We start from the raw sequence: 22,610 nt of genomic DNA, 5'->3' as shown, positions 1-22,610 counted from the left end.
CTGATGGTAGTGGATGCTGTCGGCCCGGCACACCCGTCGAGTCCACCCCCGGACACCCGTCGAGTGCGCACGTCGGGCCGGCGCGGGGCCAGGTCGACCCGACGAGAGCGCCACCTGGTCCGACACGATCCGGTGACCGGGGAGCGGCCACCGGAACAAGGTGGGGTCGGTCGGAGTTGGTCAGGCATGTGATCGACGTACCGTTGTCTGTTCTTGATCTTGCCCCGGTCGCGGCGGGCACCTCCTCCGGGGCGGCGCTGCGGCACACCACCGAGTTGGCCCGGCGCACGGAGGAGCTGGGGTACCACCGGTTCTGGGTGGCCGAGCACCACAACATGCCCGCCATCGCCAGTTCGGCGCCGGCGGTGCTGATCGCGCACCTGGCCGCGCACACCTCGACGATCCGGCTCGGCTCGGGCGGGGTGATGCTGCCGAACCACGCGCCGCTGGTGGTGGCGGAGCAGTTCGGCACCCTGGAGGCGCTGCATCCGGGCCGGATCGACCTGGGGATCGGCCGGGCACCGGGCACCGACCAGCGGACCGCGTTGGCGTTGCGCCGGACGATGGAGGGGTTGTCGGCGGAGGGCTTCCCCCAGGAGTTGGCCGACCTGATGAACTACTTCAGCGGGGAACGGCCGGGGCCGATCGTGGCGACGCCGGGCCGGGGTGAGCAGCCGGCGATCTGGCTGCTGGGGTCGAGCGGATTCAGCGCCCAGTTGGCCGGGGCGCTGGGCTTGCCGTTCTCGTTCGCGCACCACTTCAGCGCGGCGAACACCGAGCCGGCCCTGGCGCTGTACCGGCGTAGCTTCCGGCCCTCGCGGTGGCTGGACCGGCCGTACGCGATGGTGGCGGTGAACGCCGTCTGCGCGGAGACCGACGAGCGCGCGCGGTGGCTGGCCGGTCCGGCCGCGCTGTCGTTCCTGAAGCTGCGCTCCGGAAAGCCGGAACCCCTGGTCAGCCCGGAGGAGGCGGCGGCGTACCCGTACACCGCGCTGGAGCGGGAGTTCGTGGCGCAGCGCGGCGAGGGGCAGGCGACGGGGTCGCCGGAGACGGTCCGCCGGCAGCTCGGTGAGCTGCTGGAACGGACCCGGGCCGACGAGTTGATGTTGACCGCGCTGGTGTACGACGTGGCGGACCGGGTTCGCTCGTTCGAACTGATCGCGGAACAGGTCGCCGGCGGGCTGCGCCGCGCGGGGTGATCGGGTCCGCGGGGCCACGGCGCGCGAGGTGATCGGATCCGGCGGGCTGCGGCGCGCGGGGTAACCGTGCCGGAAACACGATCTTCATACCGGCGTCACCCACCGTCATCGAACGCCGCCTAACGTTGGTTCCGGTGGTGGTAGGGCATCCCCGGTCGGGACGGGTCGGGGATGCTGCGGTGTGGTGCACCGGGCCGGAGCTGTGCGGATTCCGCGGCTGCGGCCCGGTGCCTGCCGTCGGGGCAGGTCGCCCACCACTTGCCTTCGATGCGGATTGTTGATCGACTCAACAGATGCCCCCTCACATGGACCCCGAGGAGTTCCGCCGCGCCGGCCACGCGGTGGTGGACTGGATCGCCGACTACTGGTCGACGCTCGACGCCCGCCCGGTGACCTCGCAGGACCCGCCCGGGACGGTCGCCGCCGCGCTGCCGGCCGGGCCACCGACCGACGGCGAGCCGGTCGAGGCGGTGCTCGCCGACCTCGACACCGTGATCGCTCCCGGGCTCACCCACTGGCAGCACCCCGGGTTCTTCGGCTACTTCCCCGCCAACACCAGCGGCCCGAGCGTCCTCGGCGACCTGGTCAGCGCCGGGCTCGGCGTACAGGGCATGCTCTGGGCCACCGGCCCGGCGTGCACCGAGCTGGAGACGAGGATGCTCGACTGGCTGGCCGGGTTGCTCGGCCTGCCGGAGCGGTTCCACTCGTCCGGCCGGGGCGGCGGGGTGATCCAGGACTCGGCCTCGTCGGCGACCCTGGTGGCCACCCTGGCGGCGCTGCACCGGGCCAGCGGGGGCCGGTGGCGCGACGTCGGCGTCGACCGCCGCTACCGCGCCTACACCTCGACCCAGGGGCACTCCTCCATCGAGAAGGCTGCCCGGATCGCCGGCCTGGGCGACGACGGGGTACGCCCGATCGAGGTGGATCCGGAGACCCTCGCTCTGCGTCCGGCGGCGCTGCGCGCCGCGATCGAGGCCGACCTGGCGGCCGGCGAGGTGCCCACGATCGTGGTGGCGACGATCGGGACCACCTCCACCGCCGCCGTGGACCCGCTGCCGGAGATCGGCGCGATCTGCGCCGAGTACGGCGTCTGGCTGCACGTCGACGCGGCGTACGCGGGGGCGGCGGCGGTCTGCCCGGAGCTGCGCTGGTCGCACGCCGGCGTGGAGTACGCCGACTCGTACTGTTTCGACCCGCACAAGTGGCTGCTCACCGGCTTCGACTGCGACGCCTTCTGGGTGGCCGACGCGGCCGAGCTGGTCGAGGCGCTGACCGTGCTGCCGGAGTACCTGCGCAACGCCGCCACCGAGTCCGGCGCGGTGATCGACTACCGGGACTGGCAGGTGCCGCTGGGCCGGCGGTTCCGCGCGCTGAAGCTCTGGTTCGTGCTCCGCTGGTACGGCGTCGAGGGGCTACGGGCGCACATCCGTTCCGGGGTGGCGCTGGCCGCCCAGCTCGCCAACCGGATCCGCGCCGACGACCGGTTCGAGATGGCCGCCCCGCACCCGTTCTCGCTGGTCTGCTTCCGGCTGCGGGCCGGCGACGAGCCGAGCGCCGCCCTGCTGGCGCGGGTGAACGCGACCGGCCGGGTGTACCTGACGCACACCCGGGTCGGTGGCCGGTACACGCTGCGCCTGGCGGTGGGCTCACCGCAGACCCGCGCGGAGCACATCGACGGGGCCTGGGAGTTGCTCCGGACGACGGCGGACAGCCTGCTCGCCGAGGAGACCCCGACCCGCTGACCACCCCCGGCCACCCGGGCCAGGTCAGCGCGCGGCGCGCCCGCCGGGTCAGCGCTCGACGCCCGCCGGGTCAGCGCTCGACGCCCGCCGGGTCAGCGCTCGACGCCGGCCAGCGGCTGCGGCGCGGCGGCGTCCACGTCGGCGGGCTGCCGCGCCGAGGTGGCCACGCCGGCGGGCTGCGGCGCAGTGGCGTCCTCGTCGGTGGGCTGCGCCGCGGCGGTCCCGGCCCGGCGGGTACGGCGCAGCACGCGGACCGCCAGGACGATGGCGGTCAGCCAGCCGAGGCCGAGGAGCACGTAGACGGTGGCCGGGGCCGGCCCGTCGAGGCCGGCGGCGCGGATCAGGCTGCGAGCGTTGGTCAACACGATCACGCCGCCGACGGCCGCGCCGAGCAGTTGGGCCGGGACGATCCGGACCAGCCAGGCGGCCACCGGGGCGGCGATCAGCCCGCCGGCCAGCAACGCCAGCACGATGGGCAGCACGAAGCCCTCCGAGCCGAGCCCGATCAGGAAGCCGATGCTGGCGGCGCTGGCGACGACGAACTCGGAGGTGTCCACCGAGCCGATCACCTTGCGGGGTTCCATTCGGCCGGAGACCAGCAGCGCCGGGGTGGCGACCGGGCCCCATCCCCCGCCGCCGGTGGCGTCGACGAAGCCGGCGACCAGGCCGAGCGGCCCGAGGAACCGGCTGCGCAGCCGGCCACCGCGCCGGTCGGTGCGCAGCGGCCGGGAGAAGCGCACCAGCAGGTACCCGCCGAGCACGAAGAGGATGCCGGCCATCCAGGGTGCGGCGGCCTCGGTGGAGATGGAGCTGAGCAGGGTCGCGCCGGCGAAGGCCCCGATCGCGCCGGGCAGGGCGATCCGGCGTACCACCCGCCAGTCGACGTTGCCGAACCGCCAGTGCGCGGCCCCGGCGGCGAGGGTGGTGCCGATCTCGGCGAGGTGCACCGAGGCGGACGCGGCGGCGGGGGCGACTCCGACCAGGAGCAGCAGGGTGGACGAGGTCAGCCCGTAGGCCATGCCGAGCGAGCCGTCCACCAACTGGGCGGCGAGGCCGACCAGTGCCAGTACCAGCAGCTTGCGCACCGCACCCTCCCAGCTTTTCGGTATCCCCTATCGACTTGGTCGAGAATGCGGCACGCCGGGGGTCAGGTCAAGCGCTGATCGAGGAGTGGGACGAGTCGTCCCGTGGGACGGTACGGATCAGGAGTGGGACGGATGGCCCCTGGGAGGGTACGGATCACGAGTGGGACGGATCGTCCCACGTGAGGGTGCGGGTCAGGTCCAGGCGCGGGGATCCGCGGCGAGCTGGTTGATCCGCTCGGGCAGCGTCCCGGCGGCCACGTCGGCGACGGTGACCATCTCGAGGATCTCCCGTTCGCTGGCCCGCAGGGCGATCCACACCTCCTGCAACGCCCGGGCCGCTCCGTGGTAGCCGAGTTGCTCGGGGCGCTGCCCCCGGACGTGTGCCAGCGGACCGTCGATCACCCGGATCACCTCGGCGAGGGAGATCTCGGCGGCCGGTCTGGCCAGCCAGTAGCCACCCTCCGGGCCACGCTGGGCGTGCACGACACCACCGCGGCGCAGTTGGAGCAGGATGCTCTCCAGGAACTTCGGCGGGATGTCCTGTGCCCGGGCAATCTGCTCGGCGGTGACCGGCCGGGTCCGGCTGGGCCCGTCCCCGGCGACCGCCGCGAGTTCGGCGGTTGCCCGTAACGCGTAGTCGACCCGAGCGGAGAGGCGCATGCCGGACAGGTTAGCGGTCGGCTGGTTTGGCCTGCTGATCACCCCTGCGGGTCAGCCCTCGACGCGGCGCAGCAACCCCTCCTGCACGGCGCTGGCGATGTGCCCACCGTCGGTGGTGAACATCCGGCCGGTGGCCAGTCCCCGGCCGCCGGAGGCCGATGGACTCCAGCAGTCGTAGAGGAACCACTCGTCGGCGCGGAACGGGCGGTGGAACCAGAGCGCGTGGTCGAGGCTGGCCCCGACCACGCCGCCGGGTCCCCAGACCTCGCCGTGCACCGACAGCACCGAGTCGAGCAGGGTCAGGTCCGAGGCGTACGTCAGGGCGCACGCGTGCAGCAGCGGATCGTCGGGCAGCTTGCCGTCGATCCGCATCCAGACCCGCTGGTGCGGGTCGGCGGGCCGGTCGCCGGGGCGTACCCAGCCGGGCTCGCCGACGTAGCGCACGTCGATCGGGCGGGGGATCATCGCCCAGATGCCGAGCCGCTCCGGGTAGCGGGCGAGCCGGTCGGTCATGGTGGGGACGCCCTCCGGACCGGGCACGTCCGGCGGGTTGGGGGCCTGGTGGTCCAGCCCCTCCTCGCGGTGCTGAAACGAGGCCGACATGAAGAAGATCGGCTTCCCGTGCTGGTAGGCCACCGACCGGCGGACCGAGAAGGACCGGCCGTCGCGGATGTTCTCCACCGCGTAGTCGATCGGCTCGCTCGGGTCGCCGGGCCGGACGAAGTAGCCGTGCAGCGAGTGCACGAACCGTTCGGGGTCGACCGTGCGGCCGGCGGCCACCAGGGCCTGACCGGCGACCTGGCCGCCGTACACCCGCTGGGGACCGACCGGGGGGCTGATCCCCCGGAAGGTCGTCGCGCCGGTCGGCGCGAGGTCGAGGACCTCCAGCAGTTGGTCGACGGCGGCCTGGCCGGTCAGGACGTCGGTCACTGCAAGGCCCGCGCCGACGCCGCGTCCACGAGCGAGCCGAGCTGGTGCACCCGCAGGGTGTTGGTGGAACCGGGGGTGCCGGGCGGGCTGCCGGCGACGATGACCACGTAGTCGCCCGGGTTGGCCCGGTTGAGGCCGAGCAGCGCCTGGTCGACCTGGCGGAACATGTCGTCGGTGTGCTCCACGAACGGCATCAGGAAGGTCTGCACGCCCCAGGAGAGGGCGAGCTGCCGGTAGACCTCGGGGACCGGGGTGAAGGCCAGCAGCGGCAGGTCGCAGTGCAGCCGGGAGAGGCGCTTCACGGTGTCACCGGTCTGCGAGAACGCGACCAGCGCCTTCGCGCCGATGTTCCGGGCGATCGACGACGCCGCCGAGGTCAGCGCGCCGCCGTGGGTACGGGGGTCGTGCTGGAGCCGGGGCACGGCGAACGAGCCGGCCTCGGTGGTGCTGACGATCTTGGCCATGGTGCTGACGGTGAGCACCGGGTACTTGCCGACGCTGGTCTCGCCGGAGAGCATCACCGCGTCCGCGCCGTCGAGGACGGCGTTGGCGACGTCGGAGGCCTCGGCCCGGGTCGGCCGGGAGTTCTCGATCATCGAGTCGAGCATCTGGGTGGCGACGATGACCGGCTTGGCGTTCTCCCGGCAGAGCTGCACCGCCCGCTTCTGCACCAGCGGAACCTGGTCCAGCGGCATCTCGACGCCGAGGTCGCCCCGGGCGACCATGACGCCGTCGAAGGCCAGGACGATCGCCTCGAGGTGGTCGACCGCCTCGGGCTTCTCGACCTTGGCCAGCACCGGCCGGTGCACCCCGACCTCGGCCATGATGGTGTGGACGAGCTTGATGTCCTCCGCCGAGCGGACGAAGGAGAGCGCGACCAGGTCGACCCCGAGGCCGAGGGCGAAACGGAGGTCCTCGGCGTCCTTCTCGGACAGCGCCGGCACGCTGACCGCCACGTTCGGCAGCGAGACGCCCTTGTTGTTGGATACCGGGCCGCCCTCGGTGACCAGGCAGCGGATGTCGTTGCCGGTGACGTCGGTGACCTCGACGGCGACCCGACCGTCGTCGATCAGCAGCCGGTCGCCGGGCTTCACCTCCTGCGGCAGCTTCCGGTAGGTGCAGGAGACCCGCTCCTTGGTGCCGAGCACCTCGTCACCGGTGATCACCACCGAGTCGCCGGTACGCCACTCGTGCGGCCCGTCGGCGAACCGGCCGAGACGGATCTTGGGGCCCTGGAGGTCGGCCAGTACGGCGACCGGGCGACCCGCCGCCTGGGCGGCCTCGCGGACCAGTCGGTAGACGGCCTCGTGGTCGGCGTGGCTGCCGTGGCTGAAGTTCAGCCTCGCCACGTTCATGCCCGCCTCGACCAGCCCGCGAATGCGTTCCGGTGAGGAGGTGGCGGGGCCGAGTGTGCAGACGATCTTCGCGCGGCGTGTCACGCCCATCAGGCTAGTCTCTCCCCCGGGTCGGGCTGCGGGCCGACCCTCTTGCAGGATGCGGAACAGTTCTCCAACGGCGTCCGGGACACGGGTGGCCGGTGGGCGACGCCGCACCGGGACGTAACCGCCATCGGGGACGTAACCAGGACCGGGACGTAGCCGTACCGGGACGTGGAGGTGGCGGGCATCGGCGACCGCGCGCCGCGAATCGTACTCCTCGCCGTCATCCCCGTGGCCGTCCCTCCGTCCGGCCAGACCGGCGTTCCGGGTCGTCCCTCTGTCTGACCAGGCCAGCGTTCCCACGCTCCGGCCGGATCGGCGTCGCGTCCTCCGGTCGCCCTCGACGCGCCCCCGCCCGGTGGTACCGTGGCGAACCCGAATCGGCCACGGACGTCGGGCGGAGGTGGCGGATGGACGACTCGCTGCTCGCCGACGCCACAACTGTCGACGGCACAGCTGTCGATGCGCCACGGTGGCGGGACGTCTTCGCGTCCGGCGGCGAGACCGGCGCCCGGATCGCCGCCCACGACTGGGCCGCGACACCGCTGGGCCCGGTGGCCGGCTGGCCGCCGAGCCTACGGACGGCGCTGACCCTCTGCCTGCACGCGCCGTTGCCGACCGTGCTCTGGTGGGGTCCGGCGAAGATCATGCTGCACAACGACGCATACCGGCCCCTTCTCGGCCAGTCGGGGCGGGAGGCGCTGGGCCGACCGGGCCCCGAGGCGACTCCGGAGACCTGGCACGTGGTCGGGCCGCTGCTCGACGGGGTGCTGGCCGGCCGGGGCGCGACCGGCAGCCCGGACGAGCCGCTGCTGATCGAGCGGGACGGCTTCCGGCAGGAGTGCCACCTCGTCTTCTCGTGCAGCCCGGTGGTGGACGAGACCGGCGTGCCCGTCGGGGTGCTCACCACCGTCACCGAACGCACCGACCGGGTGCTCACCACCGTCACTGAGCGGGTGGTCGGCGCGACGACGGCGTGCGACCCGGCCCGGCAACGCAGCCGGCTGCCGGGCACCGTCCGGGACACCGAGGACCCGGCGCTGACCGAACGGCACCGGGCCGTCGCCGCGCTCGCCGACGAGCTGGTCACCGCCGGTGACGCCGACGGGGTCGCGGCGATCGCCGTACGGGCCTGGGAGCGCGCCTTCACCGGCCGGGCGTACCTGATGGCCCGGGGTGCCGACGGGGCGACGACGGCGTACACCTCGGTCGGGCCGGTCGTGCCGGCGACGCTGGACCCGGGGGTCGTCGCCCGACTGCTCGCCGCCGGGGACCGGCCACCGGCAGGGGACGCGGACGCCACCGGGCTGGGTGGCCGGATCCAGACCTCCACCGGGGCGTGGAGCTTCTGGGTCCGGCTGCCCGCGCCCCGGCCGCTGCGCCCCGAGGAGCACCTGCTGGCCGGGCTGCTCGCCGCCGCCGTCGGACAGGCGTTGCGCCGGGTCGAGGCGGTGGCCCGCCAGGACGCGGTCACCGCCGACCTGCGCGGGGCGGTCCGCGAGGCGACCGACCGGGAACACGCCTGGCGGGCCGAGGCGGCGGCCCGCGCCGACCAGCAGCGCGCCGACCGGCGGTTCCGCAGCCTGGTGGAGGCGTCCTCGGCGGTGGTCTGGTCGGCCGACGCGACCGGGGCGATCGGCGTGCCGCAGCCGTCCTGGGAGGCGTACACCGGGCAACGCTGGCCGGGGTACGCCGGCTTCGGCTGGACGACCGTGGTGCACCCGGAGGACGCGCCGCACCTGAAGGCGGAGTGGCGCAAGGGGCTGGCCGCCGGCGCGCCGCTGTTCGAGTTCGAGGGCCGGCTCTGGCACGCCGGCAGCGGCACCCACCGGCACGTGGTGGTCCGGGCGGCCAGCCTGCGCGACGCCACCGGCACGGTCAGCGAGTGGATCGGCACGATCTACGACACCGACGACCGGGTCCGCGCGGAGGAACGGGCCCGCCGGACGGCGGCGATCAGCGAGGCGCTGCTGGACACCTCCCCCGTCGGCTTCGGCTGGGTCGACCCCCAGCTGCGCTACCGGTACGTCAACCCGGCGCTGGCCGCGATGAACGGCCGCCCGGTGGCGGCGCACCTGGGCCGCCGGCCAGGCGAGGTGCTGCCCACGTACGGGAAACAGGTCGAGCAGTTGCTGCGCCGGTCGCTGGCGCGCGGCCCGATCAGCGGGGTGGAGCTCAGCACGCCCGACGGCGGCCCGGCCGGCGGTGTCCGGCACCTGGTGGCCAGCTACTTCCCGATCCGCATCGCGCACCCGCACGAGCTGGTCGGGGTGGGGTTCACGCTCGTCGACGTGACCGAGCGGACCCGGCTGGCCCAGGCCCTCGGTGAGCAGCGGGCCCGGCACGAACGGCTGGCCGCCACCGACGTGCTGGCTGTCTTCGGGGGCAACGACGAGCGGATCACCGAGGCCAACGAGGCGTTCGTGACCATGCTCGGCTACACCCCGGCCGACGTGACCGAGGGACGGCTGAGCTGGCCGGAGCTGACTCCCCCCGGCTGGGACGAGGTGGACCTCCGGGCCCAGGCCGAGCTGGCCACGACCGGACGGGCGCGGGCGTACGTCAAGGAGTACCTGCACCGCGACGGGCACCGGGTGCCGGTGCAGATCGGCATGGTCGCGCTGGAGCGGGAACCGCTGCGCTGGCTCGCGTACGCCACCGACCTCAGCGCGGAGCGGGCCGCCCAGGCCGAGCTGCGGCTGTTCCAGGCGCTGGTGGAACGGTCCGGCGACTTCATCGCGGTGGCCGCGCCGAACGGGCGGATGGTCTACGTCAACCCGGCCGGGCGGGAGTTCGTCGGACTGGCCGGCGACGCGCCGCTGGACCGGCTGCGGCTGCTCGACTTCGCCGCGCCGGAGGTGCGCCCGGCCTGGCGGCGGGAGCTGATCCCGACCGCGCGGCGCGAGGGGCACCACCGCACGGAGAGCCGGCTGGTCCGCCTCGACACCGGTGAGCGGCGCGACGTCGACCACCAGACCTTCACCGTCACCACCGGCACCGGAGCGGAGTCGCACGCCTTCCTCGCCGCCGTCGCCCGGGACATCGGCGACCGGCAGCGCACCCTGCGGCAGGCGGAGGCGCTGGCCCGGCTGGCCGGGGCGTTGAGCACCGCGCCGGGTCGGGCGGAGGTGGCCGCCGCGGTGACCGCGATCGCGCCGGACGCCCTCGACGGGGCCCGGGTACGCCTCGCCACGGCCGCGCCGGGCGGGCCGGTGCTGGAGGTCACCGAGTCGTCCCGCCACGACCGGCTCGACGTGGACGCCGACATCCCGCTGGCCCGGGCGGTACGGGACAACACGGTGATCACCGTCGACGGGGGCACCGGGACGACGCTGGGGCTGTGCGTGCCGCTGCGCTACGGCGAGGGCGGGCCGCTGGGCGCGGTCGAGGCGCACTGGGGCCGGCCGGTCACCGACGACGAGGCGTTGCGCAACCTCCTCGACACCGTGGCGGGGCTGTGCAGCCAGGCGTTGCAGCGGGCCGAGCTGACCCGCTCGGCGCGGGCGATGGCGGAGTTCGCCGCCCGGCTCAGCATCACCCGTACCACGGCCGAGGCGATCGAGGTGATCCTGACCGCCGTGCCGGCGACCCTCGGGGCGAGCCGTCCCACGCTGGCCGTACGGGAGGACGGGCCTCGGATCCGGCTGCACCGCGCGGGGCCGCAGCCGGTCCCGGCGCACGGCCGGAACGACCTGACCGTGGACGACCCCGGGCCGATCCCGGTGGCGTTGCGGACCGGTGCGCGGATCGTCCTGCCGGACCGGGCGGCGTTCGCCGCGCGCTTCCCCGGCCTGGTCGACTCGGCCGGGGCCGACGGGCTGGTCACCACGGTGGCCCTGCCGCTGCTGGACGCGCAGCGCCGGCCGATCGCGGTGCTGGCCTTCGGTTGGTCCCGGGCGCGGCCGTTCCGGGAGGGCGACCTGGCGCTGCTGGACACCATCGCCGACCTGTGCGAGCAGACCCTGGAACGGGTCCGGCTCGCCGCCGCCGAGCACAACCTGGTCACCCGGCTCGCCGGTCGGCTGCGTACCTCGTCCCGGCCGGCCCCGGCCAGCCTGGACATCGCCACCCGCTACCAGCCGGCGGTGAGCGGGCTGAACCTCGGCGGCGACTGGTACGACCTGATCCGGCTCGACGGCGACCGGCTGGCCGTGGTGGTGGGCGACGTGGTCGGTCACCGGGTCGAGGCCGCCGCCGACATGGCGCAGCTCCGGACGATGGTGAACACGCTGATCCGTACCGGGGTGCCGCTGGGTGAGGTGTTCCCCCGGCTGACCGACCTGGTCGGGGCGGGGTTCCTCGGCACCTGCCTGGCGATGGTGGTCGACCCGGCGGCGGGTGAGGTCCTGGTGGCGCGGGCCGGGCACCCGCACCCGGTGGTGGCCCGGCGTCGGCGACGACCGGTGGCGGTGGACACCGAGCCCTCGCTGCCGCTGGGCATGGTGCGGGAGACGATGACCCTCACCGCGTACCCGTTCGAGCCGGGTGACCTGCTCGTGGCGTACACCGATGGGCTGGTGGAACGGCGCGACCAGGTGTACGACGCGGGGGTGACCGCGCTGCGCCGGGTGGTCTCGGCGCACCGGCGGCGGTCCGTGGAGCGGATCGCCGACGCGCTCCTGACCGAACTGGGCGGCTCCGACGACGACCAGGCCCTGGTGGTGATCCGGCACGTCGGGTCCACCCTGGACTCTCAGCGCTGACCGCCCCGGGCTGCGGGATGGGTGACCGAGCGACTACCGTCTGATCAGAGCATCAGGTTCGGGGGTCCAGAGTGGAAGAGTTCGACTACGTCGTGGTCGGTGCGGGCACAGCGGGCTGCGTCCTGGCGCACCGGCTCAGCGCGGACCCGGCGACCCGGGTGCTGGTGGTCGAGGCCGGCGGCTGGGACAGCAGCCTCTTCGTCCGCATTCCCAAGGGCTTCTCCAAGCTCATGGACGACGAGAGCACGGCCTGGCACTACCCCGCCACCACCCCCACCGGGCAGGAGGTGTGGCAGCGGGGCCGGCTGGTCGGCGGCTCCAGCTCGATCAACGGCATGATCTACGGCCGGGGCGCGCCGGCCGACTGGGACGCGCTGGAGCAGCGCGGCAACCCGGGCTGGGGTTGGGACACGATGGGGCCGGTGTTCCGGCGGATCGAGGACAGTCCCCACGACAGCACCGACGGCGGGATGTTGCCGCTGTCCACCGCGGTCGGCACCAACGAGATCTGCGAGGAGATGATCGACGCCGGGGTCCGGCAGGGACTGCGCCGTACCGACGACCTCAACGACGGCGACGACGAACGGATCGGCTACACCACGGCGACCATCCGCGACGGTCGGCGGGTCAGCGCCGCCCACGCCTTCCTGCACCCGGTGCGCGACCGGCCCAACCTGACCGTCTGGGTGCGGACGCTGACCCAGCGGGTGCTCATCGAGCAGGGCCGGGCCGTCGGGGTGCGGGTGCACCGGGACGGGCGCAGCGTCGACGTCTTCGCCCGCGCCGAGGTGATCCTCGCGGCGGGCGCGATCGCCAGTCCGCAACTGCTCCAGCTCTCCGGGATCGGACCGGCCGACACGCTGCGCGCCGCCGGGGTGACGGTGCTGGCCGACCGCCCCCGGGTGGGTGCCGGGATGCGGGAGCACCGGATGATGGCCCTCCAGTACCGGCTGGCCGGGCAGGTCGGGTACAACCCCATGCTGAACAACGTCCTCGGGCAGTCGTTGGCGGCGATGCGCTGGCTGGTCGGTAAGCGGGGACCGCTCGCTCTGCCGGTGCACGACGTGGGCGCGCACCTGCGGTCGGGGTCGGCGCACGGGCGGCCGGACGGCGTCCTGCTGATGGCCCCGTTCTCCGCCGCCCCGCGCCGCCCCGGCCGGGCGCTGGAGCTGGAACGGGAGGCAGGGCTGATGTGCCTGGGCGGGGTGGCCCGACCGGAGAGCGAGGGCAGCCTGGAGATCACCGGCCCGACCCCGGCGACCCCGCCCCGGATCACGGTGCGCTACCTCACCGACCCGTACGACCGCACCCTGGCGGTGGCGACGTTCCGCCGGATGCGGGAGTTCTTCGCGACCGGGCCGATCGCCCGGCGGATCGTGGCGGAGACGCTGCCCGGTCCGGCCGTCCGTAGCGAGCGGGAGATCCTCGACGCGGCGCTGGCGCACGGCTACTGCGGCTACCACGCCGTCGGCACCTGCGCGATGGGCCCGGACGACGCCGACGTGGTCGACGCCGACCTGCGGGTGCGCGGGGTGGACGGCCTGCGGGTGGTGGACGCCTCGGTGCTGCCGGTGCTGGTGGCGGGCTGGATCAACGGCCCGGTGGCCGCGCTGGCCTGGCGCGCCGCCGACCGCATCCTCGGCGCCCACGTCTGACACGGGCGGCGGCACGCTTCAACGGGTCTGTCCCCGCTGTTCGACCTTCCTACGGCCAGTAGCAGCCGGAGAGGTTGTCCCGGGGGACCCAGCCGTCCTGCGTCGGCGCTTCCGCCCCGTGCCCGTAGTACCACAGCACGCCCGTGCCGGTGTCGGAGCCGATGCCGTGCCACCGGAACCCGCGCCCCGCCGTCAGCGTGCGCAGCACATTGCCGTGCTCCGCGTCACGCAGCCAGGTGTTCTGGTTGAGCACGCAGATGGCGCCGCCCTTGTCCTCGCTGGCCGACGCCGGCGTGGCGACCACGGCGGAGCCGGCGAGCACCAGGCCCATGACCATGGATGCGCGCAGAAGCCTGTTCTTCACGAGTGCCCTCTCTGAAGTGGACAGTTGTCGACGACGATTGTCGATCGTGTCCCCTGCCGCCGGTGCGGGCCGGTCACTCAACCTGGTCACCGACGCTGTGATAGTGCTGCCCCGTCTGGGGCGCGTCGACGGTGCGTGGCGAGGGCGGTACCGGCCCGCGACCAGCGGACGTTCGTCAGATGGCCCAGCAGTCCGGGGTGATCGCCCGGTCCGCGAGCGCGTCCTGGATCATGGTGTAGGTGGTGCCGTCGACCACCAGCCCGACGTGCGCGACGATGCGCAGCGGGCACCAGCTCTGCACCAGCGCGTTGACCGCCCCGTCGCCGAGGGTGGCGTTCCCGGTTGGGCGGACCAGCTCGTCCTGGAGGGTTCGGATGGTGGTGTAGCGGACGGCGCCCGGGGTGTCGTCCCCGGCGTTCAGGTCGTTGAGGAACGTCGAGCCGATCGCCATCTGCTGGCAGGCGACGATCCCGAGGCAGTCGCCGAGGCCGAGGAACTTGGCGATGTCGGCGATGTACGTGCCGTAGTGCGGGCTGCCCAGGGTGATCAGCCGGCCGACCGAGCCGGTGCCACCCAGGTTCTTCAGGTAGTAGCGGGAGACCAGGCCACCCTCGGAGTGGGCGACCAGGTCCACCTTGGCCGCGCCGGTGGCAGCCCGCACCTGGGCGACGTACGTGCTGAAGGAGCGGGCGGAGGCGGCGATGTCGCCGAGCCCGAGGCCGGGAAGCTGGTAGATGTTGACCCGGTAGCCGTCGGCGCGCAGCCGGGCGGCCAGCGGCTCGTACGCGATGGCGACCCCGGAGAGGCCACCGACGACGATGATCGGGTTGGCGGCGGCCGTGCCGACCCCGGACGCGGTCGTACCGGTCGCCGCGGTCGTGCTGTCGGTCGCGGTCGCGGCGGTCGCACTGTCGGCGGGGGCGGGTGTCGGGGCGGCTATGGCGGCGGTGGCAGGCACCAGGAACGCGGTGGCGGCCGTGGCGGTGACGAGGATCTTTCGGAGCAGCATGGCTGCGCCCTCCGTGGGGGTGGTCCCGGTGGTGGCGGGAAACTGGCGGGGACTTCCGATCGATCGTGGACACATGATGCCTGCCACAATTCGTCAACGTCAATGAAAAGTTACGGGCGAGTAACGAGTGATGTCCTTCGGGCAACACGAAGGGGCCGCCCCGATTCGGGGCGGCCCCTTCCGGTTGCGGCGTCGGCCGCTCAGCGCACCACGCGCAGCCAGAGGTTGGTGACCGGCGGCGTCTGGGTGACGCTGATCGGTTCGAGCCGGACGGTCGACCCACCCGGGTGGTCGAAGAGCCGTACCCCGTCGCCGAGCAGCACGGGCGTGACGGAGACCAGCACCTCGTCCAGCAGGCCTGCGGCGAGACACTGCCGGGCGACGTCCGCGCCGAGGACGTTGACGTACCCGTCGCCGGCCGCTGCCCGCGCCCGCGTGACGGCCGTCGCCAGGTCGGTGACGAAGGTGACGCCGGGCACCGGCTCGGCCGGCGGGCGGTGGGTGAGCACGAACTGCGGCCCGTCCCAGCCGCCCCCGAACGCCTCCCCCTCCCCCGGCAGGTCGCGGTACGGGTCGTCGCCGCCGAAGGTCCGCCGGCCGACGAGCAGCGCGCCGGTGCGCGCGGCGAGGTCGTCCACGGTCGGGTTCGGGCCGAGGTACGGCGTCAGCCAGGACATGTCGCCGCCTACTCCGGCGATGAACCCGTCCGTCGACATCGACGCCGAGTACAGCAGTTTGGCCACGTCGCCACCTCCGTGGTCGGCCCGATCGGTCACTTGCCGGCCGGGACGCTTTCCCCGCCCGTGCCGGTCTGCCCATTCTTCACGTACGTCGGGTGCAGGTGGACCGGCGTCTCCGCGCGCTTCTGCTTGGACCGGACCCGCAGGTTCAGGAACTCGACGAAGATCGAGAAGGCGATCGGCCCGTACACGTAGCCCTTCGGGATGTGCTGGTCGAAGCCCTCGGCGATCAGGCTGGCCCCGATCAGCAGCAGGAACGACAGCGCCAGCATCTTCACGGTCGGGTGCCGGTTCACGAAGCCGCTGACCGCACCGGCCGAGAGCAGCATGATCACCATCGCGATGATCACCGCCGCCACCATGATCACGAGTTCGTCGACCATGCCGACCGCGGTGATCACCGAGTCGAGCGAGAAGACCACGTCGAGGACGAGAATCTGCGCGATGACCGAGGCGAACGAGGCGGCCTTGCCGGACCGGGCGTGGTCGGCCCCCTCCAGGTGCTCGTGGATCTCGTACGTCGCCTTGCCGAGCAGGAACAGACCACCCAGCAGCAGGATCAGGTCCCGCCCGGAGATCTCCTGACCCAGGACGGTGAACAGCGGGGCGGTCAGACCGATCACCCAGGACAGGGACGCCAGTAGGAGGAGCCGGGTGATCAGCGCCAGCGAGAGGCCGATCGTCCGCGCCCGGGCCTGCTGGTGCTCGGGCAGCCGGCCGGACAGAATCGAAATGAACACCACGTTGTCGATACCGAGCACGATCTCCAGCAGGAGCAGGGTCGCGAACGCGACCCACAGCTCGGGGCTGGCCAGAAACTCCATCTCACCCTCGACTTCCTGATCACCACCGGGCCGTCCGCCCAGATCAAGGCGGATCTTGTCATGCGAAGCTGAGTCACGCTGGACGACGGTGGCGCCGACGGTCCCGTCCGTCGTCCCGCGTGGATCACTCCCCACCGGACCCGAGGCGTCAAGTTGCCGGCTACCCCGCCAGCGGGAGGATGGCCTGCGCCACGGTGGCGAGCTCCTGGCTGTCGGCCGCCTCGGGGTTGGCGATGACGTCGATCCCAACTCCGGGCGCCACCAGCCAGAACGCCTCGGACGGCCCGATCAGCCCGGCCGCGTCGCCGACGTGGAACTCGGCCAGGGACGGGTCGTCGGCGTCGCGCTCGTGGTATCCGGCCAGGAAGTCGCGCAGGTCGGCGAGAGTGGCGAGCCGGTCACCGCGCAGAACGTGCACCCGCAGGTCGACCCACGCCCCCTCGGCGGTCTCGCGCTCCCACACCCGCGAGACGAACCGGACGTCGTCCCACTCGGTGGCGAAGTCCGTGACCAGGTCACCGACGCCGGCCGGCACGTACCCGATCCGGAACCCGTCCAACTCCCCACCCAAGCGCCCACCGGCACCGGCGTCGCTCATCTCGCCACCTCCGCACCCCGACTGTCTATCTTGGACACCTGTCCGTCCGGCCACCACGGTAACCGTCCAAGATCTCTCCGTCACGGGCAACGTCGAGACCGCGACACGTCAGTCGCGCCTCAGCCTGGCCTGACCGATGGCGCCAGGACCCCGCGCCGACCCCTCGTACGGATAATCAACACAGTGGCTATTGCCGCCGATGTCCACACCGTCAGCCGCACCGGCTGAGCCATCAGGCTGTCCGGCGGCGGAGGCAGCACCACCATCTGTAGGGCAGCGCCGGCCGGCACCAGCAGTGCGGCGAGTGTCCCGACCGGCCCAGGTCGCCGGATCAACGCGCCGACAACCCCGAGCACCGGGCCGAGCAGCACGCTGGCGATCAGCCAGTACCCGGTCGCCCCGTACCACCACGGACCGCCGTCGGAGAGCACGTCCATGCCGTAGTAGGCGACGGTGGCGAACACCAACGTGAGGGCTCCGGCTGCCGCCCCGCGCAGCAATCCCACCGCGGGTCGCGGGTGCCTGCTCACCAGCCAGCCCACCAGCACAGCCGCCCCGGCCCACGCCCATCCGGCGTTGAGCACGAGACTCGCGAACTCGGCGGCCTGCGACCAGCCACCGCGCTCGGCGCGTGCGGTGCCGACTTCGCCAAGCCAGACCGGCACATGGTTCACCACCGAGTCGACGGCACCCAACGCCGTCCCCACGACCGGCCCAGCCGCCACCCACCGCAACCGATCATGCCCCCGTACCACGACAGTCATTGTGCTGGCCTGAGCGCGAGCAACGGGCCCGAGGCCGCCGGCCTGAACGGCCGCCTGCATGCTGCTGCCCACGCCGCGGCTCCACTCGCACACCCATCGCCCCCGCGCCTCGCCCCTCGTTTTCTGCGCCTCGCGCCGAGTGTGAATCTTGGACACTTACCGTCCTGTCGCAACGATAAATGTCCAAGATTCACGAATGCCCGACACCAGCCGACGGATCCGGCCTTAAGAACCGCTACACGAGGGCGCGCGACCGGTCCTCCGCAAGCAATAGCCGGTCTACCCCGCAGCCTCGATCGCGGCTTCCACCTTGTCCAGGTACTTGAACCACCACTCGCCATCTTCCGGCTTGGAAGCGGTGGCGAGCAGGTTCGCGGCAACCAGGTACGGGAGAACCACAATCGCCTCGTGAGGCAGCGTCTCTGACAGCGGCGTCTTCTCCGCCAAGGCGGTCAAGTAGGCCCGCACATCCTCGACGCTCGGCGACATCCATGCCTCCTGCTCAGCGATGTCGCCAGCCAGTTCGTTGATCTGATCCCTCGACGGCAGGCCATCGTGAATCTCAAAGAGAACGAACCCGGAGATGGCCACTGCAAGTTCAGTGCCCTGTTGGAGTATGCCTCGACCAGACATCTCACGGACCGTCTCCTCAAGGCGAGGAGCGTTGCGGTGCACCACGGCGTCGAGAACCGAACGGACCTGAACCTCGACCTGCTCATCAATCTTCATGCCTCATCCCTCCGCCTGTTCCGCCGTTCTCTCCAAGCCTTGAACGCCCCGACGGCACCCGCTGTTGCGAGCACCGTACCGACGATCGTCTTTGGAATGGCCGGAAGAAACTCCTGGAAAGTTGCGTAGCTCGCCGCAGACGCGGACGTCCACCATCCGATCGCCTCCGAGGTGATGCCGCCACGTGGCTCAGTTGGCGGGCTTGACTGCTCCCGGCGATCACGACGCCGACTCCGGGGCTCCCGGCGCTCTTGCCTCCGAGAAGGCTCATCATCCCGCTGAGGCACACTGGGCCGGAGTACCGGAGGAGCCGCCCGGGGTGGTTGGCGGGTTGTGCTGCCACCACCCCCGGTCAGTTTCCCAGCGCGTGGATCTTTGCGATCGTCTCCTGGACGTGCTGCCGCGCCGGTTCACTGCCCTGCGCGGCCTGCATCAACGCCTGCCGGTACGCATCGATCACACCGACCAGCGGACCAGCACCCACACCCTCCAACGCACTCGCCACGAGAGCCCGCGCCTCGGCGACATCCTGAGCGGCACCGGCCGCCTTGGCCCGCGACTCCTCCAGCTTCTGCGACGCCACGCTCAGCTTCGCGATCATCTCCGCAGCGCTACTCACACACCCCTCCCCCAGGGCCAGCCAAAGTCCAGCGGCCACGCCACCGCACCGGCGCGAACCACCACGCAGCGTATGAGATCAACCACGGACAAGCCACCCCGAGGTAGATCCACGACGGACTGGCCCCACTGATCCACTCCATGCCAAGGAACCGGAGGCATCCCGCGCGCGGGAGCGAAGAGGTGGCGACATCGCCAACCGCCAGTCCCTACCTCGCAGCCTCGATCGCGGCTTCCACCTTGTCCAGGTAGTTGAACCACCACTCACCCGGTGCCTTGGGCTTCGACGACAACAGGTTGGCGGCAACGACGAACGAAACCGGCACGAGACGTTCCGAGGGCAGGGCGTCGAGTTTCCGGCTACCGCCGAGGACCGCGTCGATGTAGGCAGCGACTTCGGCTGTGGTGACCGATGCCCAACCTTCGTCTTCGGCGATGTCGGCGGCTAGCGCCCGTATCTGGTCCTCGGAGGGCCGCTGGCCGAAGACGTCAACCGCCGTGTAGCCGCAGATCGCGACAAGCAGTTCCAGGGCCGAGCGTCGGGTCGCCTCGTTCGGGAAGGCGCGCAACGCGTCCCCGAACTCGTCGGGCTTACGCTTGACAGCCCAGTGCAGGGTGTCGCGCACGAGTTGTTCAACCCGGTCATCGATCTTCATTCGAACCTCCGCGTTCCTGCTTTCTGGCCCTGTACGCCTTGAAGGACCCCCAGGTGGCTATCGACCCAAGGACAACTCCCGCGATCGTTTTCGGTAACGCCGGCAGGAACTCCGCAACGCTTGCCCATGCGGTGGTGGCAGCAGTCCCGCCAAGTGCGATGGCTTCCGGGCTGACTCGCTCCCGACGGGCGGGCGGTGGAGCCTCGTCGCCCTCTCGGCTCCGGGACTCCCGGCGCTCCCGTCGCTGGGGAGTTTCTTCGTCCTGTGGCCGTAACGGCTCGGAGATCATGGGTGGCTGGCGGGTTGCGCTACCACCACCCCCGGTCAGTTTCCCAGGGCGTGGATCTTCGCGATCGTTTCCTGGACGTGCTGCCGAGCCGGCTCACTGCCCTGCGCCGCCTGCATCAACGCCTGCCGGTACGCATCGATCACACCGACCAGCGGACCGGCCCCCACACCCTCCAACGCGCCGGACACGAGGGTCCGCGCCTCGGCGGCATCATGGGCGGCGGCGGCCGTCTTGGCCCGTGCATCGTCCAGCTTCTGCGAGGCCGCGCTCAGCTTCGCAATCATCTCTGCCGCGCTACTCACACGCCCTCCCAGTGGGTCGGCCGGAGTTCAGCGGCCACGCCGCCGCAACGGCGTCGACCACAACACAGCGTATGAGCTCAACTACGGAGAAACTACCCCCCGAAGGACCCATGACGTAGCCGACTTACTGATCGACATGAATTAACCGAGCCGGGGGCATCCTGCGATCGCCGATGCCGCGACATCGGCGAAACGGACTCAGGTCATAGCGAGGGAGTGGTGGCGACCGATGGGCGCGGTGAAGCGTGGCAGGAAACGGCCCCCAGAAGGGCCCACTGTCACCACGATCATCGGGACAGCAGGCGGCAGCCGGCAGATCAGCCGGCCGGGCTAACGCTCGGCGACGAACACTCCGACCCCTTGGACGCCTTCGATCAGCCCTTCGGTACGCAGCTTGAAGATCGCTTGGCGCACGGTGATGGCCGAGACGCTGTGCTGCTGGCACAGCTCGGTAGTGGAGGGCAACTTGTCTCCGGGAGCCAGCTCGCCCGATTCGATCTGCGATCGCAGATGATCGGCAAGCCGCTCCCACTTCGATTTGGCGGGCATGTGGACTCCCTGGTCAGCGCCGCCATTGGATCACGCATCAGCTTTACATGGCAAGAAATGCAGAGCAGGGGCTTGCTTTGTATTGGCGCACATGTAAAGCTGGCGTCGGCCGGCTCCCTGGTCAGCACCCGTGGGAGTTGGTCCTTCCCCACCGCAGTAAGCGCCCGGTCGGCCGCTCCCCCTGGCCGGCCGGGCGTGCCGGGGCCTGCCCGCACGCAGCCCCGCCACCGACGCCGAGACCGACACCACCACCCAGACCGAGACAACCCATCGCGCAAGGAGCAGACGGGAGACGTACCCGTGCAGCACCTGTCCGACTTCGCGTCCGCGCAGGACGTCGAGGACGCCGACGACATCCTCTTCGCCCACCCCATCCGTACCGTGACCCGCCTGGTCTGTGCCTGCGGCGCGGACCACCCCTGCCCGGAGGTCCGCTTCGCTCTGATGGTCAAGGGCACGACCAGCGGCGGCACCCGGTGAACCAGGGCCACTTCAGCACGTACGCGCACGAGCGGATCACCGACGCGCGCCGGATGCTCACCGCGCACCAGACTGTCGCGTACACCGGGGTGTGCCGCGCCTGCGGGCGGCCCGGCCCGTGCGACGAGTGGCGGGCCGCGCAGGGCCGCCTCGCCCACTACGCCAGCGTGCGGCTCACCGACGACCTGGTGGACGACCTGCGGACCGCCTGGCTGGCGCTGATCGCGGCGAACGACCGGGCCGGCGCGCACCTACACGGGGCCGGGTCGCCCACCCGGCGGCAGCCGTGGCGGGAGGCGGTGGCCGAGTGCTGGCGGGCGCTTGGGCTGGTCTACGCGGGGCTGGCCGAGGCGCGGGCCGATCCGGACACGCCGGCCGGCTCCACGAGTCTGCTGGCTGGGCTGCGGTTGGCTCGCGCCGATGCGGACCGGGCCGCCGCGCTCGCCGCCCGGGTGCGGCACCGGCTCGGCGCGGCCGAGGACCGGCTGCGGCGTACCGGGCGGGTGGACGGCCTGGTCGCGGCCCGGCGGTTCGCGGCGGCGTCCGCGCGGCTCGACCTGGTCGCCGCGCGGCTGGCGGTGGGCGCACGAACCATCGACCGGTACGCGGCACGGCTGGCCGGTGTGCCGGAGCCGGCACCACCGCCAAGGGGCAGCACGTGCGCCGACCCGGCGGAGATCGCCGCCGGGGTCCGGGCGGCAATCCACCTGGTACGGGCACGGCGTCGCCGGGAGCGCCCCGGCCGCTGGACGAGGGTACGCAACGAGGTGATCAGGGAGTGGCGACGGTGACGGAGAGCGTGCGGACGGCCCTGCGGAGTCTGGTGCACGGACGGGTGGACCGACACGACCGGCGGGTACGCGGTTTCGCCGAGCCGGAGTGGCGGCGGTACGCGGACCTGCTGGCCGGGGCGTTGCTGGTGGCCGTCCGGCGGCGGTTCGCGCCCGATGCGGACCGGGCGGCGGTGATCCGGTTCGTCGCCTCGGCCCGGGAGCGGTACGACGTGACCGGCCTGGACGTGGATCCGACAGTGGCCGAGGCGCTGATCCGGGCGGCGCTCGGCGAGTGCCCGGCCCCGCCGGACGACGCGGCCACGCTGACCGCCCGTACGCTGCTGCTGCTCGGGCTCCTCGAGGACGAGGGGATGACCTCGGCCGACCTGGACGACCTGCTCACCGCCGCCTGGACCACCGCCGAAGGCGAGCCGACCGCCACCGCCGAACCGACGGCCGAGTCGACCGTCGACGCCGAGCCGACCGCCGGCAGCGCGCCGGA

Annotated in this window: 21 protein-coding genes; 6 read left to right on the top strand and 15 right to left on the bottom strand. The window is 72.4% G+C overall.

All coding sequences use genetic code 11. The features are described from left to right. Nucleotides 1-188: 188 nt before the first annotated feature. Together GA0074692_RS02365 and GA0074692_RS02360 are read left to right on the top strand one after the other, a co-directional pair. A complete protein-coding gene (locus GA0074692_RS02365; protein ID WP_176738261.1) occupies nucleotides 189-1,199 on the top strand; it encodes an LLM class flavin-dependent oxidoreductase in 1,011 nt (336 codons plus the stop codon). A 293-nt stretch (nucleotides 1,200-1,492) separates the two neighbouring features. After that, nucleotides 1,493-2,941, top strand: a complete 1,449-nt coding sequence (locus GA0074692_RS02360) for a pyridoxal-dependent decarboxylase (RefSeq protein WP_245730072.1) — start codon at nucleotides 1,493-1,495, stop codon at nucleotides 2,939-2,941. A gap of 92 nt (nucleotides 2,942-3,033) precedes the next feature. Here the strand turns inward: GA0074692_RS02360 and GA0074692_RS02355 are convergent, their stop codons facing one another. The 4 genes from GA0074692_RS02355 to pyk form a co-directional block, all read right to left on the bottom strand. After that, nucleotides 3,034-4,026, bottom strand: a complete 993-nt coding sequence (locus tag GA0074692_RS02355; protein WP_091638849.1) for a sulfite exporter TauE/SafE family protein — start codon at nucleotides 4,024-4,026, stop codon at nucleotides 3,034-3,036. A gap of 192 nt (nucleotides 4,027-4,218) precedes the next feature. Then, complete coding sequence (locus tag GA0074692_RS02350) at nucleotides 4,219-4,686, bottom strand: RrF2 family transcriptional regulator (protein ID WP_091638847.1); 468 nt, start codon at nucleotides 4,684-4,686, stop codon at nucleotides 4,219-4,221. A gap of 51 nt (nucleotides 4,687-4,737) precedes the next feature. Beyond that, complete coding sequence (locus GA0074692_RS02345) at nucleotides 4,738-5,616, bottom strand: acyl-CoA thioesterase (protein ID WP_091638845.1); 879 nt, start codon at nucleotides 5,614-5,616, stop codon at nucleotides 4,738-4,740. After that, entirely contained in the window at nucleotides 5,613-7,061 is a 1,449-nt protein-coding gene (gene pyk / locus GA0074692_RS02340) for a pyruvate kinase (protein WP_091638844.1), read from the bottom strand. Before pyk ends, GA0074692_RS02345 begins: the two co-directional genes overlap by 4 nt. Before the next feature lie 404 nt (nucleotides 7,062-7,465). On the opposite strand from pyk, the gene GA0074692_RS02335 reads away from it, so the two are divergent. Continuing rightward, complete coding sequence (locus tag GA0074692_RS02335) at nucleotides 7,466-11,758, top strand: PAS domain-containing protein (protein WP_091638843.1); 4,293 nt, start codon at nucleotides 7,466-7,468, stop codon at nucleotides 11,756-11,758. A gap of 71 nt (nucleotides 11,759-11,829) precedes the next feature. Then, nucleotides 11,830-13,413, top strand: a complete 1,584-nt coding sequence (locus GA0074692_RS02330; protein ID WP_091638842.1) for a GMC family oxidoreductase — start codon at nucleotides 11,830-11,832, stop codon at nucleotides 13,411-13,413. Between the two features lie 49 nt (nucleotides 13,414-13,462). Here the strand turns inward: GA0074692_RS02330 and GA0074692_RS02325 are convergent, their stop codons facing one another. The 11 genes from GA0074692_RS02325 to GA0074692_RS02275 all read right to left on the bottom strand — a co-directional run bounded on the left by GA0074692_RS02325 (nucleotide 13,463) and on the right by GA0074692_RS02275 (nucleotide 20,855). Continuing rightward, on the bottom strand, nucleotides 13,463-13,777 hold the full coding sequence (locus GA0074692_RS02325; RefSeq protein WP_141725109.1) for a hypothetical protein: 315 nt from the start codon (nucleotides 13,775-13,777) through the stop codon (nucleotides 13,463-13,465). Between the two features lie 175 nt (nucleotides 13,778-13,952). Continuing rightward, nucleotides 13,953-14,786: an esterase/lipase family protein gene (locus GA0074692_RS02320; RefSeq protein ID WP_091638840.1), complete on the bottom strand. Its 834-nt coding sequence runs from the start codon at nucleotides 14,784-14,786 to the stop codon at nucleotides 13,953-13,955. A 200-nt stretch (nucleotides 14,787-14,986) separates the two neighbouring features. After that, nucleotides 14,987-15,529, bottom strand: coding sequence for a dihydrofolate reductase family protein (locus GA0074692_RS02315; protein ID WP_091652400.1), 543 nt, complete (start codon nucleotides 15,527-15,529; stop codon nucleotides 14,987-14,989). Between the two features lie 29 nt (nucleotides 15,530-15,558). After that, nucleotides 15,559-16,350 carry a TerC family protein gene (locus GA0074692_RS02310; protein WP_091638839.1) on the bottom strand — a complete coding sequence of 264 codons (792 nt, stop codon included), beginning with the start codon at nucleotides 16,348-16,350 and terminating at the stop codon, nucleotides 15,559-15,561. Nucleotides 16,351-16,510: 160 nt separating this feature from the next. Further along, nucleotides 16,511-16,948, bottom strand: coding sequence for a hypothetical protein (locus GA0074692_RS02305; protein WP_091638838.1), 438 nt, complete (start codon nucleotides 16,946-16,948; stop codon nucleotides 16,511-16,513). A 119-nt stretch (nucleotides 16,949-17,067) separates the two neighbouring features. Then, the gene (locus GA0074692_RS02300) at nucleotides 17,068-17,655 is read right to left on the bottom strand and encodes a DUF6518 family protein (protein ID WP_141725108.1); all 588 of its coding nucleotides are present in this window, start codon (nucleotides 17,653-17,655) and stop codon (nucleotides 17,068-17,070) included. A gap of 336 nt (nucleotides 17,656-17,991) precedes the next feature. Beyond that, nucleotides 17,992-18,441: a hypothetical protein gene (locus tag GA0074692_RS02295; protein ID WP_091638836.1), complete on the bottom strand. Its 450-nt coding sequence runs from the start codon at nucleotides 18,439-18,441 to the stop codon at nucleotides 17,992-17,994. Nucleotides 18,442-18,793: 352 nt separating this feature from the next. Then, the gene (locus tag GA0074692_RS02290; protein ID WP_245730070.1) at nucleotides 18,794-19,060 is read right to left on the bottom strand and encodes a DUF6244 family protein; all 267 of its coding nucleotides are present in this window, start codon (nucleotides 19,058-19,060) and stop codon (nucleotides 18,794-18,796) included. A 208-nt stretch (nucleotides 19,061-19,268) separates the two neighbouring features. Further along, nucleotides 19,269-19,715, bottom strand: coding sequence for a hypothetical protein (locus GA0074692_RS02285; protein ID WP_091638835.1), 447 nt, complete (start codon nucleotides 19,713-19,715; stop codon nucleotides 19,269-19,271). A gap of 324 nt (nucleotides 19,716-20,039) precedes the next feature. After that, nucleotides 20,040-20,288, bottom strand: a complete 249-nt coding sequence (locus GA0074692_RS02280) for a DUF6244 family protein (protein ID WP_091638834.1) — start codon at nucleotides 20,286-20,288, stop codon at nucleotides 20,040-20,042. A 348-nt stretch (nucleotides 20,289-20,636) separates the two neighbouring features. Continuing rightward, nucleotides 20,637-20,855: a GntR family transcriptional regulator gene (locus GA0074692_RS02275; RefSeq protein ID WP_091638833.1), complete on the bottom strand. Its 219-nt coding sequence runs from the start codon at nucleotides 20,853-20,855 to the stop codon at nucleotides 20,637-20,639. Between the two features lie 300 nt (nucleotides 20,856-21,155). Here GA0074692_RS02275 and GA0074692_RS02270 point away from each other — a divergent pair, with 300 nt between their 5' ends. Both GA0074692_RS02270 and GA0074692_RS02265 read left to right on the top strand, forming a co-directional pair. Continuing rightward, entirely contained in the window at nucleotides 21,156-21,335 is a 180-nt protein-coding gene (locus GA0074692_RS02270; RefSeq protein WP_091638832.1) for a hypothetical protein, read from the top strand. Beyond that, on the top strand, nucleotides 21,332-22,126 hold the full coding sequence (locus tag GA0074692_RS02265) for a hypothetical protein (RefSeq protein ID WP_091638831.1): 795 nt from the start codon (nucleotides 21,332-21,334) through the stop codon (nucleotides 22,124-22,126). Before GA0074692_RS02270 ends, GA0074692_RS02265 begins: the two co-directional genes overlap by 4 nt. Nucleotides 22,127-22,610 lie beyond the last annotated feature (484 nt).

This window comes from Micromonospora pallida (assembly GCF_900090325.1).
In the GTDB taxonomy this organism is placed as follows: Bacteria; Actinomycetota; Actinomycetes; order Mycobacteriales; family Micromonosporaceae; genus Micromonospora; species Micromonospora pallida.
Note: the sequence above shows the minus strand (reverse complement) of the source record. Positions and strands in the feature narration are given on the sequence as shown.